This window comes from Edaphobacter sp. HDX4 (assembly GCF_036877565.1).
Taxonomy (GTDB): Bacteria; Acidobacteriota; Terriglobia; order Terriglobales; family Acidobacteriaceae; genus Edaphobacter.
In genome coordinates, this window is the sequence record NZ_JAEDXW010000043.1 from 1 (window position 1) to 11996 (window position 11996).

The window sequence follows — 11996 nt, forward strand, 5'->3', positions numbered from 1 at the left end:
CGACGAACTGCTCTCCGGTCGGGCCGACCTCGGGCTCATCCCCATCGCCTCTCTGACGCCGGAACTCGCCATCGTACCCGGCTGCACCATCGCTTCTCTCGACAAAGTCCGTTCGATTCAGCTCATCGTCAAGGGATCCCACAGCCTTGAGGCGGTCCGGACCGTCGCCGCCGACAACGCCTCACGCAGCTCCCGCGCCTATATCGAGATCCTCTTCCGCCACTTTCTTGGAACCCAGCCAGGGTTCGTCACGCAGCCTGCCGATCCCATATCGATGCTCCAACGGGCCGATGCCGCCCTGCTGATCGGCGACCCCGCTCTGCTGGCACTCGAACACCGCTCCCAGATCGAAGCGACCGTCGGGCCTTGCCAGTGGTTCGACGTTGCGCACGAATGGCGGACGCGAACCGGTTTACCGTGGGTTGCGGCCGTCTGGGCTCTCCGACCCGAGGCTCTCTCCACCAGCCACATAACCGCCACGCAGATTGCCGACGACCTGCTCCAATCCCGCGATCACGGCCTGGAACACATCGAAGACCTCGTCCGGGAATGGACCCCCCGTATCGCTGTTCCGGCCAGCATCATTCATGATTACCTTTCGATAAACATCCACTACAAGCTCACCCCGGAGTGCGTCTCCGCCATGCAGCTATTCCGCCGCTATGCCGCGCAATACGGCATCTTGCCTTCCCTTCCCGACCTCCGATTCCTGTAACCCTGAGGGCGTTTGGGGGGTTTTCTTCACCATTACGCGACTCAACACCTTGCTTGAGCGTCATATCTATATGACCACCACGGCTGCCACTTCGATTCTGGCCGATCTCGCCAGACGTATCGCGCTGGCGTTGGTGGCCCCTACGCATCCGCGATCGGCTCTGATGCACTTCCTGTTTAGCTTTGGACCTTTCGGCCTCTTCCTGGTCTCCATCATCGACTCCTCCTTCGTTCCCCTGCCGATTCCCGGAGTCACGGATCTCATGTTGGTCCTGATGGCTGCGCGCCACGAAAACTGGCTTCTGCTCGTTCTTGTGGCCTCGGCCGGATCAGCACTGGGCGGCTACTTCAGCTATCGAATTGGACAGTCGGGAGGAATGGCCTTCCTCGAAAAGCGTGTCCCTCCTCGCATCTTCAAGTTGGTTCGAGAGTGGATGGAGCACCACGCCATCCTCGCCGTTGCGCTTCCCGCCATACTTCCTCCGCCCGTTCCGCTGGCGCCTTTTGTGCTCGCCGCAGGAGCCCTCAAGATGTCCAGGCGCACCTTTCTCTCCGCCTTCATCATCAGCCGTACTGCCCGTCACTTCATCGCGGCGGGCCTGGGCCTTTACTACGGTGCACCCATCCTTCGGCTCTGGAACCACCTCTCCGCCAAGTACGCGACGACCATCCTTGTCATCACCTGGAGCATCATCCTTGTAAGCTGCTGCATCGCCGTCATGCAGCTCTACAAGGCCTCGCGAAGCGTCAACGCTTCGCAAGACCTTGCTCCTCAGGGAAAGACCGCGGCATAGCTGGAGGACCATCGCGTCCATCTTCTCCGCAGCCTGCAAACTCTCACTTCACAAGGTCTTTTCTTTGATTGCTGTCTTACGCAGTCGCTTCGCGCGGCTTCCTGGGCGCGAACTTGCGCCTGTAATACCCCGTCGTGGCAATCACCGCCGGAACTCCCAGCATCGAAGGCCACAGCCACACATACCAGGTATTTCCCAGCAAGCCTCCAAGCGTCACCACGCTGAACGCCGACCACGCCGCGATGTAGCTGGCTATGAAATTGCCCAGATGTCCATACCACCAGAACATCTTCTCCTTCGGCTTGAACACGAAAGTCAGCATCTGGCGCACCGCCGCACTGCTCCCGATAAACCCGAAGATCACGCCTACTAGCGGAATCACTTCAATCGATGACGCCCGATAAACGCTGAGCCACGCCAGCAACAGGCTGGAGCACAACGTGACGATGGCCGCAATCCAGTCAATCGCCCGGGCACGCCCGCCACGAACAAGATCTTTTAGGCGGAGAACGCGATAGCCCGCAAATGCAAGATAAAAGCTGAAGACCGCCACCAGTGCCAGAAAGCGCACCGGGAAGAAGAAAGCCATCGGCACCGCCGTTGCGGCCACGGCTCCCATCGACCACAGGTACACCATGCCCCAGCGCTTATGCTGCTTGCCGCCCTTGGCCGTCGCCAGAGCCACCGGCGCCAGCACAAACGACATCGTTCCAGCAGCGATATGAATCGTCAAAAACACTTTTACCCACAGTGGATCCAATCCATGTCCGTGCATCGCCGTCCTCCTCGCCTCTATCGCTTCATCAACCGCTTGTCTTCTTCGTCGTCGATCTCTTTCGTCCCTGCTTCTCAATGGCGTCCAGCTCTTTCAGCGTCTCCCTGCCCCACGCGACCATCGCCGTGCTGTGATGTCGCCCGTAGCTCAACGTCATCAGCCAGAACCTGACTGCCTCGTTGTCCTTCTTCTTTCGTTCCAGATCCTTCGCGATCGCCGCATACCTTTCGAGCGCCGCCTCCTGTCCGGCTACGAACTCCGCCACATTCCTGCGGCTTGCGCTCACCGGCGCATGAACGCCGAAGAAGAGCTTCAACAAAAGATCGTTCCTGGGCACCTCTGTGGTAGCCGGAACTTCAAGCCACCGCTTCAGCCGCTCCGTGCCGCTGCTCGTCAACGAGTACACGTTCCGGTCAGGCCTGCCCTTCTGCCGCTCAGTCTTCTTCTCCACCAGTCCCTCTGCCGTGAGCCGCTTCAGCGCGGGGTAAATCTGCCCATAGCTCTCACTCCAGAAGTTGCCGATCGATTGAGCGATCACCGACCGCAGCGTATAGCCCGACATCGGCGCCATACTCAGGACGCCCAGCAGGGCATCCGCCGTTGCGGTCGGCGTCGGCCGTTCTGTTCGTGTCTTCGTTCCCTGTTTTTCCTTCAACATATCTTAGAGATATATATCTAATAGATAGGTATACGCAAACGATTACCTCCGGTTCCCAGGAAATTGCTGGAACACCAAAAAAGGAACGAGCCCACAAAGGGCTCGCTCCTCGTCAATCTTCCGCCAGACGGGTTCTGCTCTAGAACTCCCACCGCAGCAGCGTAGCGCCGACGGTAAAGCCGGCTCCCACGCTGGCAAGGAGTACAAGGTCACCCTTCTTCAGGCGGCCTTCATCAAGCGCCGTCTGCATCGCCAGGGGAATCGTTCCCGCCGTCGTGTTGCCGTAGCGATCGATGTTGATGACAACATGCTCCTCCGGCATCCCCAGCCTCTCCGCCGTCGAAAGGATGATGCGCTTATTCGCCTGGTGAGGGATAAAGCAGGAGAGCTCGCTTCCCTTGACGCCATTGCGGGTCAGCACCGTCTCGGCTGCCTCCGCCATCTTACGCACAGCAAACTTGTAGACAGCCTGTCCGTCCTGGTGCACGTAGTGCATCTTCTGGGCCACTGTCTCAGCCGTTGGAGGATGAAGACTGCCGCCACCCGGCATATTCAGCGACACTCCGCCCGAGCCGTCAATCTCGTGCCAGTAGTCGATCAGGCCGATCTCGCCCTCTTCGCACGGCTCCAGCAGAACCGCGCCCGCGCCGTCGCCAAAGATCACGCACGTCGTCCGGTCCGTGTAGTCGATGATCGAGCTCATCACGTCGGCCCCAATTACGAGTACCTTCTTGTGCATCCCGCTCTCGACCAGCTTGGCCCCCACCTGCAGCGCATAAGGAAAGCCCGAACATGCTGCCGAAAGATCGAATCCCCAGGCATGCTTGGATCCCAGCTTGTTCTGCACAAGGCAGGCCGTAGCCGGAAACAACATGTCCGGGGTCACCGTGGCAACAATGATGACCTCGATCTCGCTTGGGTCCACGCCCCGTTTGGCCAGGCAGCACTTTGCCGCCTCGACTGCCAGGTCGCTGGTGGCAACTCCAGGATCGACCAGGTGTCGCTCCCGGATTCCCGTTCGCTCTACGATCCACTGGTCGTTGGTTTCAACCATCTTCTCGAGATCCGCGTTGGTCAACAATCGTGGTGGAACATAAGCACCTACTGAAGAGATCTTCGCTCGCACCTGTGTCCGCGGCTTCAACGTGAGACTCAAACTTTCACCTCTATATCCTGGGGTCGTTCAAACCCATTTCCCGTGATGACATCATTTTCTCTAAAGAAGATACAGCCTGTCACTCCATCACTCGCGCCGGGGCAATGGCAGACACACGCAGTGCAACGCAAATCGATCCTTCGATACAGGGTAAGAAGAGAAACAAGCGAGCTTGGATCTATGCTCCGGAACAAAGCTGTCCGGGCAGATCATCTCTGACCGGTCCCTTGCAACGCGTTGACTGAGGCTGGGAATGTGTGGGGCGATCCTTGTGCGCCGTTCCGGAACCGCCAATCGTGACGGTGGGAGGCATAAAAATGTACCGGGCGACCTACTGCGCCCGTAATGACCCGTTACCGTTGCTTCCTTCCGGACCTGGCGGGGTTGGCGGGATTACGTCGCGTAGGACCCGGCACACGTCTCATTCTAACATCTGGAAATCCACACCCCAAATCCCTTGAGCTCAGACGTTTCCAGCCATGTCTCCCGCCTGCTACCCTTTCTGCCATGCGATTGGTCCTGCCACTTCTCCTTACTGCCTCCATCTGTTCCTTTCCCTCTCGCTCCGCCGCGCAGGACGTCCACGTCCGCGTCGCTCACGGAGTAAAGACCGGCATTGAGGGCACGACCGAGTTCCCCACTATCCAGATGGCCATGGACCACCATCCCTTCGCCGGAAAAAATGGACGCGTCTACATCGAAATCGAGCCCGGCATCTATCACGAGCGCGTCATCATCACCCAGAACCACCCCAACATCACCTTTGTCGGCAAAGGTAAAAAACCCGATGACGTCGTCATCACAAACTCCATGAACGCCAAGCAGGCCGGAGGAACCTTCTTCACCGAGACCGTCCGCGTCGACGCGCCAGGATTCGAGGCCGACAACCTGACCTTCGAGAACACCGCCGGCAATACCGGCCAGGCCGTCGCCATCGCCGTTCGCTCCGACCGCGCCGTCTTCAAGCACTGCCGCATCCTCGGCCACCAGGACACCCTCTTTGCCGACTACGGCCGCCAGTACTACCTCGACACCTACATCGAAGGCACGGTCGACTTCATCTTCGGCAACGCCCAGGCGGTCTTCGACCACTCGGAGCTACACGAGCTCTCCCCCGGCTACCTGACCGCGCAGTCGCGCACCTCGGCCGACCAGACTACCGGCTACGTCATCGTCAACAGCCGCGTTACTGCCGATGAGGCCGGACTCTCCGGGCATTACTTCTTCCTTGGGCGGCCTTGGCGGCCCTACTCCCGCGTCGTCTATCTCAATACCGAACTCCCGGCAACCATCGCCCCACAGGGATGGAATAACTGGAACAAAACCTCCAACGAGAAGACCGCGTTCTATGCCGAGTACGGAAACACTGGCCCCGGAGCCGCAACCTCCGAGCGCCCTTCCTGGACACACCAGCTCACCGCCGCGCAGGCAAAGCAGTTCGAGCCCAGAAACTTCCTCCGCGGCAGAGACCACTGGAACCCTATAGCGGAAGCCGCGCGACTCCCCTGACCGACGACCCAGGCGGGAAAGTTTGGCATCGCGCCATCCTCCCGAACATCTAAAGTTTGAGTCAGACCCCCGCCCGGCCTGCCCTCCCCAGGAGGATCGGATGGAAACGATCTCGCAATCAGGCGTTCTTTGCGTTCCGGCCTTGCGTTCAAATACGCCGTGTAACTTCGTTCAGGCCCTGATGAAGTTGCAACGGGCAGCCCAGCTCATCACCTCTACCCTCGATCTCGATCCCCTGTTGGACCGCGTCGCGAAAGACATCATCGCCTCCACCGGCTGCGTCGAGGTCTCCGTCTGGCTGCGTGCCCCTGAGACAGACGAGATGGTTCTCCACGGTGTTCGCGGCCATACCGCCAACAAAAAGGGAGCTCGCCTTCGGAACGGTTGCCGCGGCATGGTCGGCCAGGTTGCTGCCAGTGGACAGATGCGCTACGCCCCCGACCTGGCGGTGGATCCCCATTACATCGCCTATGAGTTGAATACCCGATCCGAGGCTGCTCTTCCGCTCAAGATCAATGGCGAAGTCATAGGCGTCCTCGCTATCGGCCACATGCAGACAGATGCCTTCCCCCACGACCATCTGCAGGTCTTCGAAGCTCTAGCAGGACACATCGCCGTCGCCATCGAGAATGCGCACCGGTTCAAACACGAGCGCCAGCAACGCGAATCGATCCAGAACGAGGCAGAGGAGGCGCGAGCCGTCCAGCAGGCACTCTTTCTCAAGGCGGTTCCTCTCGTCCCTGAGTTCGCCTTTGAGACCGCGTGGCATCCCGCCCGGCTGGTCGCCGGAGACTGGTTCGACTTTATCGATCTCGGGCAGGACCGTTACGGCATCGCCCTTGCCGACGTCTGCGGAAAAGGCATGGCCGCTGCGCTTCTCATGTCCGCCACGCGGGCCATTCTGCGATCGCTGGCGAAGCTCGATGCCTCACCGGGCCAGACGCTTCTGCGACTCAACCAGACACTCTGCGAAGACTTTCCTCTGGGCAAGTTCGTGACCATGATCTACGCCGTGCTCGACGCCCGCTCGCGTGAGATCACCGTCGCCAGCGCCGGACATCTGCTGCCCCTCCTCATCAATGGAGAGTGCAGCTTCCTCGAGATCGACACCGGCATGCCTCTGGGACTGGGCGCATCTTCCTATCCCGAACATACCCTCAAGCTCAACGCCGGAACCAAACTGCTCTTCTACACCGACGGCATCACCGAAGCCATGAATCGCGACGAGGAAGAGTATGGATCGACACGGCTGCTCCACCACTTCCTTCAACCCAATGCCTGCATCAAGGGTCTGATCGAGGAAGTGCAACTCTTCGGCCAAGGCTCAGACAGTGCCAACGATGCCACCGCGGTTCTCATTCGGAGCCGCTAGCCTGCAACGCCTTCGCTCTCATCCCGACGCAGAAATACCGTGGGTGCTGAAGTAAGTTCCGCTGACGTATCGCTTCGAAAAATTCAGCTTCAACTCAACCGGTCAGACGATACTCAAGGAGATGAGCTCGCCTGTCCCAGGACCTGTCGCCCGAAGCTGGAGCCGTATCGATGGCATCGATCTTCTGCGCGGCCTCTCGATCCTCTTCGTCCTGACGAACCACGTCAACATGCGGCTGCTCTCCGCCCACGTTCCCTACACGAAAGGCCTTCCTCCACAACTCGTCTACTCCCTCGTGTGGAACGGCCAGTTCGGCGTGCAGATGTTCTTCGTGATCTCGGGCTTTCTCATTACCTCGACAAGCATCCGCCGCTGGGGCTCGCTCCCCAGAATCTCCATCTCTGACTTCTATCTCCTCCGCTTCGCTCGCATCGCACCGCTGATGCTTCTCCTTCTCGCTATCCTCAGCGCACTGCACCTCACACATGTCACCGGCTACATTGTTTCGCCGCAAACCGGTGGACTCGGACGAGCTCTCCTGGCCGCTCTCACGTTTCACATCAACTATCTCGAAGCCACGCGAGGCTATCTTCCGGCTGCCTGGGATATCCTCTGGTCTCTCTCCGTCGAAGAGATCTTCTACCTCGTATTCCCCGTCGCCGCCCGCGTCCTGCGTAAAGAAAAAGCTCTGCTCTTCGTGCTGATGCTCTTCGTCATAGCCGGTCCCTTCGCGCGATCGCGAGCCTTCAATCCCAACCCCGTCTGGCGGGAGTACTCCTACCTCGGCGGCATGGATGCCATCGCCCTCGGCTGCATCACCGCACTCCTCCTCTCACAGCGACGCCTTCCTAAAACCGCAATCTATCTTTGCGGAACTCTCGGTGCCGGACTGCTCGTCTTCTCTCTCGGCTTCTCGATCGAAGCCTATCTCTGGGGGCTCGGAAGAAACGGCCTCAACATGACCGTACTCGCGCTGGGCACCTGTCTCGTAATCGCAGCGGCATCCCAATCCTCATGGCGCGCCCCTCGCCTCTTCGCCCCCATCCTCAGCCTGGGTCGACACAGCTACGAGATCTATCTCACCCACATCTTCGTCGTTCTGGCACTCTTTCAAATCTTCGTTCGGCTCGGCAAACCCATGCATGCTGTCCCCGTCCTGTTTCTTGCATCCATCATCCTTGCAGGAACAGCAGGATGGCTTGTCGCCTCCTTCTACACCGAGCCCATCAACCGCTGGATCCGCCGAAAGCACAAGGACAGCGCTACTCTCGCAGCAGCCACCGTCAAAGTCTGACTCCGCTGCTCCTTGTATCTCATCGCCTTTCCTCCATACACTAAGCGGCAGAGGCTCTTTCGATCGGCGTTGACGGCTCTTCTGAGAGCTCCTCGAGACTCTTCCCCTTCGTCTCCGGCAGTAGGAAGATCGTCACAATCAGTCCCAGGATACTTACGATGGCAGCGGCACCTTCAGCGGCAGGCAATCCATGCCAATGCATAAAGAATGGAAAGGTAAAGACGCCGATAAAGCCACCAATCTTTCCCATCGCTGCAGCGATTCCGTGACCGGTGGTCCGAACCCGCACGGGGAAGATCTCGGACGGATACACAAACGTAGTCGCATTCGGACCGAACTCGGTAAAGAAATAGCTAAGCCCATAGATGACCAGGAAGGGGTAGGTCAGCTTCTCGATATTCGGAATCAGTGCAAGCAGACCGAACATCACTGCCATCAGACAGAATCCAAGACCTTGAATTCTCTTGCGTCCGATCCGGTCCATGGTGAGCGCCGCAACTGCATATCCTGGTGCCGCAAACACGACAAAGATACCCAGCTGTGTCAGCGTCTTCTGCAGCAACGTGTGATCCTCGCCTAGCGCCGACAATACAAGCGGGCTCGATACAGTGTTGCCGTAGTAAGCAAAGTCCATCAGGAACCATGCGGCGCTCGCGCCAATCAGCCGCGCCAGAATCATCTTGTTGTCCACGAGACGGTGAAAGCCATCCCAGAAGGAGACTGAGTGAGTCTTCTTATCGAAATGCTCTGACTTCTTCAACCTCCCCGACTCATCCTCTTCATGTCCAGAGGCTTTGAGAAAGCGCGGCGTCTCCCGGAGATGACGGCGCGCACCATACACTGCCAGCGCGGGCAGCGCACCGAAGGCAAGCAACAGGCGCCATATAAGGTCGTGGGATACGTGCGTTGCAAGTAACGTCGCCGCCAGGAGAGGACCGACGATGAGGCCCGCTGCCTGCATCGCGAAGACCAGTGTCACCAGCATTCCACGATGTTTCTTGCCGGCATATTCGCTCATGATCGTCGCGGAGACAGGATAGTCCCCGCCGATCCCAACCCCCAGAATGAAGCGGAAGCCAATCAGCCACCATATACTTGGCGAAAAAGCGCATGCTATTGCACCTGCGGCAAGCACTAACACCTCAAACCCATAGATCCGCTTGCGCCCCAGCATGTCTGCGACCCGGCCAAAGAGCAGCGCACCTAGAGCTGACGCCAGCAGCGCCGTCGACTCAACCAGACCCTCTTCTACCTTGCCCACATGCCACATGGGCTTCAACAACGCCATCACCACGCCGATGATGAAGAGATCGTAAGCATCCGTAAAGAAACCCATTCCCGAGATAAACATGATCTTCCAGTGTTCCCTCGAGATCTCCGCGTTATCCATCTCCGAGAAATCACTCCGGTTGGTGTCGATCACCTTTGCCATAGCAGTCTCCCAACAATAGGGATGCGGGGCAAAGTTAATATCGGGTAAACAGGATGTGAATTGTGACAGCAGAAGCCTTGCCTTCTCCTGCCCCACCCCCTCCTCTGCCAAGGGGTTCCTCCGGCATCAGCACCCAAATCAATAGTGCTCAGTCGTGCGCCTGTCAGCCGCCTGAATCTCGGGACAAGACTCTGCTAACGCGTTTTAGCCGCCACAATCATTGGCAGTTATCACCCCGAGCGGATACACTTCCCTGACACTTTCGAGAAGGGAAACCCAGTGTTCAATCGATTTTCCAGACGTGAATTTGGTCGCCTTTTCGGCTCCGCCGCTCTCGCGCCGGTCCTCCTGCCTTCCCTCTCCGCAGAGGCTGCGAGCACGCTCTCAACCAGTGGAAAAGCCCCGATCCCCCAATCCTTCCCCAAAGGTTTTCTATGGGGCTCCGCGACGGCCTCCTACCAGGTCGAAGGCGCCGTAAAAGAAGACGGCCGCGGCGTCTCCATCTGGGACACCTTCTCCCACACCCCGGCAAGACCAACAACGGAGACACCGGCGACGTCGCCGACGATCACTACCACCGCTACAAAGAAGACATTCAGCTCATGAAAGCGATGGGCCTCCAGACCTATCGGTTCTCCGTCGCCTGGCCCCGCATCTTCCCCAACGGAACCGGAACCCCCAATCCCAAGGGCATCGACTTCTACAGCCGCGTCGTCGATGAGCTTCTTGCTAACGGAATCCAGCCCTACTGCACCCTCTTCCACTGGGACCTCCCCCAGGTACTCGAAGACAAGTACGGCGGCTGGCAGTCGCGCGAGACCTCCGAAGCCTTCGCCAACTACGCCGGCTATGTCGCGCAGCATCTCTCCGACCGCGTCACCCACTTTATGACCCTCAACGAGATGCGTTCCTTCGTCGACATCGGCTATCGCGACGGACGCCACGCACCCGGCCTCAAGCTTCCCGTAGCCAAGGTCAACCAGGTGCGCCACAACGCTGTTCTCGCTCACGGCCTCGGCGTACAGGCCATCCGCGCTCACGCAAAAGCCGGAGTCAAAGTCGGCCTCGCGGAAAATGCAGAAGCCTGCTCTCCCATCGTCGAAACTCCCGAGCACATCGAGGCAGCCCGCAAGGCCATGCGCGAAGAGAACGCCGGCTATCTTACCGCCGTGCTCGAAGGCAAATACACCGAGGCCTACCTCTCGCACCACGGAGCCGACGCGCCGAAGTTTACCGAGGCTGACATGAAGGCCATCGGCTCACCCATCGACTTCGTCGGCCTCAACAACTACACCACCACCTGGGTCCGCGCCGACGACAACGCCCGTGGCTACGCCATCATCCCCGCACCCGAGTCGTATCCGCACATGATGAGCTCCTGGCTGCGAGTCGGCCCGCAGGGTCTCTACTGGGCTCCCAAGTTCATCGCCGAGATCTGGGGAGTCAGCGAGATCTACATCACCGAAAACGGAGCCTCCTCCACCGACGTCCTCACCCCCGACGGCCACGTGTACGACTCCGACCGCGTCATGTACCTTCGCAACTACCTCACGCAGCTCCATCGCGGAGTCACCGAGGGCGTTCCCGTCAAAGGCTACTTCTGCTGGTCCTTCATGGATAACTACGAGTGGGCCGACGGCTACGCCTACCGCTTCGGCCTTCATTACGTCGACTTCAAGACTCAGAAGCGCACGCCCAAGATGAGCGCCCACTTCTACAAAGAGGTCATCTCCCGCAACGGTTTGGCATAGCAGACTAGTACTCCCAAATCAGACGCCATTCCGAGCAAAGTAGAGTACTCCTGATCATTCTGTTTTGCTCGAAGAAGGGATCCCAACCATGATTCATCCGCACGACGAGAACGGGGACGCGCTTCGGCGATTGGAGGCGGAAGGAGATGACATTAGCCGTGCGCGCGACATCGACTTTACTGTCGTTTTCTCCACCGATTTGACAGCCGAAGAGTTTGCGGAAAATTTCCGCAAAGCAGGCTATCCGGTTACCATCCGATTCACCCAGACGAAGGAGAGTCATCCATGGGATGTTGTCGTCGTCAAAAACATGATTCCATCTCAAGCAGGAATCAGTGATTTCGAACGAGAGCTCCAAGATGTCGCAGACACGATGGGTGGATATAACGACGGGTGGGGATGTTTCTCTGAACCCGGCAAACACCTCCAATAGAGAGAACACCGCCGGGTGCCCCAGGTCTCGATTCTGAGACCTGGGATTTTGCAGAACCTCACCCAATCCAAATCGCCTTCCCGAAGGTGGCATCCTGAGCGAAGCCTC

At 58.8% G+C, this 11996-nt stretch carries 10 protein-coding genes, 1 other RNA gene and 1 pseudogene; 7 read left to right on the forward strand and 5 right to left on the reverse strand.

The annotated features are described in order from the left end of the window. Window positions 1–715, forward strand: a 715-nt coding sequence (locus tag JAO29_RS22890; protein ID WP_334270605.1) for a menaquinone biosynthetic enzyme MqnA/MqnD family protein, incomplete at its 5' end; no start/stop codon positions are given. A 70-nt stretch (window positions 716–785) separates the two neighbouring features. After that, window positions 786–1508 carry a YqaA family protein gene (locus JAO29_RS22895; protein WP_334270606.1) on the forward strand — a complete coding sequence of 241 codons (723 nt, stop codon included), beginning with the start codon at window positions 786–788 and terminating at the stop codon, window positions 1506–1508. Window positions 1509–1584: 76 nt separating this feature from the next. Here JAO29_RS22895 and JAO29_RS22900 read toward each other — a convergent pair whose 3' ends face one another. The 4 genes from JAO29_RS22900 to ffs all read right to left on the reverse strand — a co-directional run bounded on the left by JAO29_RS22900 (window position 1585) and on the right by ffs (window position 4512). Continuing rightward, window positions 1585–2283, reverse strand: a complete 699-nt coding sequence (locus JAO29_RS22900) for a hypothetical protein (protein WP_334270607.1) — start codon at window positions 2281–2283, stop codon at window positions 1585–1587. 28 nt (window positions 2284–2311) lie between these two features. Next, window positions 2312–2941: a PadR family transcriptional regulator gene (locus tag JAO29_RS22905; RefSeq protein WP_334270608.1), complete on the reverse strand. Its 630-nt coding sequence runs from the start codon at window positions 2939–2941 to the stop codon at window positions 2312–2314. A 139-nt stretch (window positions 2942–3080) separates the two neighbouring features. Continuing rightward, window positions 3081–4097 carry a beta-ketoacyl-ACP synthase III gene (locus JAO29_RS22910; protein ID WP_334270609.1) on the reverse strand — a complete coding sequence of 339 codons (1017 nt, stop codon included), beginning with the start codon at window positions 4095–4097 and terminating at the stop codon, window positions 3081–3083. A 317-nt stretch (window positions 4098–4414) separates the two neighbouring features. Beyond that, window positions 4415–4512, reverse strand: an RNA gene (gene ffs, locus JAO29_RS22915) — signal recognition particle sRNA small type. A 92-nt stretch (window positions 4513–4604) separates the two neighbouring features. On the opposite strand from ffs, the gene JAO29_RS22920 reads away from it, so the two are divergent. The 3 genes from JAO29_RS22920 (at window position 4605) to JAO29_RS22930 (ending at window position 8272) form a co-directional block, all read left to right on the forward strand. After that, window positions 4605–5606 (forward strand): pectinesterase family protein, encoded by a 1002-nt coding sequence (locus tag JAO29_RS22920; protein ID WP_334270610.1) that lies wholly within the window; start codon window positions 4605–4607, stop codon window positions 5604–5606. Between the two features lie 100 nt (window positions 5607–5706). After that, on the forward strand, window positions 5707–6978 hold the full coding sequence (locus tag JAO29_RS22925) for a PP2C family protein-serine/threonine phosphatase (RefSeq protein ID WP_334270611.1): 1272 nt from the start codon (window positions 5707–5709) through the stop codon (window positions 6976–6978). Window positions 6979–7099: 121 nt separating this feature from the next. Then, entirely contained in the window at window positions 7100–8272 is a 1173-nt protein-coding gene (locus JAO29_RS22930) for an acyltransferase family protein (RefSeq protein WP_334270612.1), read from the forward strand. Between the two features lie 40 nt (window positions 8273–8312). Here the strand turns inward: JAO29_RS22930 and JAO29_RS22935 are convergent, their stop codons facing one another. Next, entirely contained in the window at window positions 8313–9704 is a 1392-nt protein-coding gene (locus JAO29_RS22935) for an MFS transporter (RefSeq protein WP_334270613.1), read from the reverse strand. A 279-nt stretch (window positions 9705–9983) separates the two neighbouring features. Between JAO29_RS22935 and JAO29_RS22940 the strand changes: the two are divergent. Together JAO29_RS22940 and JAO29_RS22945 are read left to right on the forward strand one after the other, a co-directional pair. Next, a pseudogene (locus JAO29_RS22940) lies at window positions 9984–11455 on the forward strand (GH1 family beta-glucosidase). Window positions 11456–11543: 88 nt separating this feature from the next. Further along, entirely contained in the window at window positions 11544–11888 is a 345-nt protein-coding gene (locus JAO29_RS22945; protein WP_334270614.1) for a ribonuclease E inhibitor RraB, read from the forward strand. Window positions 11889–11996 lie beyond the last annotated feature (108 nt).

What these genes read in the sequence shown, in the direction of transcription:
- JAO29_RS22895 (WP_334270606.1), top strand. Translation starts at nt 786, where the DNA reads ATGACCACCACGGCTGCCACTTCGATTCTGGCCGATCTCGCCAGACGT.
- JAO29_RS22900 (WP_334270607.1), bottom strand. Translation starts at nt 2,283, where the DNA reads ATGCACGGACATGGATTGGATCCACTGTGGGTAAAAGTGTTTTTGACG.
- JAO29_RS22905 (WP_334270608.1), bottom strand. Translation starts at nt 2,941, where the DNA reads ATGTTGAAGGAAAAACAGGGAACGAAGACACGAACAGAACGGCCGACG.
- JAO29_RS22920 (WP_334270610.1), top strand. Translation starts at nt 4,605, where the DNA reads ATGCGATTGGTCCTGCCACTTCTCCTTACTGCCTCCATCTGTTCCTTT.
- JAO29_RS22925 (WP_334270611.1), top strand. Translation starts at nt 5,707, where the DNA reads ATGGAAACGATCTCGCAATCAGGCGTTCTTTGCGTTCCGGCCTTGCGT.
- JAO29_RS22930 (WP_334270612.1), top strand. Translation starts at nt 7,100, where the DNA reads ATGAGCTCGCCTGTCCCAGGACCTGTCGCCCGAAGCTGGAGCCGTATC.
- JAO29_RS22935 (WP_334270613.1), bottom strand. Translation starts at nt 9,704, where the DNA reads ATGGCAAAGGTGATCGACACCAACCGGAGTGATTTCTCGGAGATGGAT.
- JAO29_RS22945 (WP_334270614.1), top strand. Translation starts at nt 11,544, where the DNA reads ATGATTCATCCGCACGACGAGAACGGGGACGCGCTTCGGCGATTGGAG.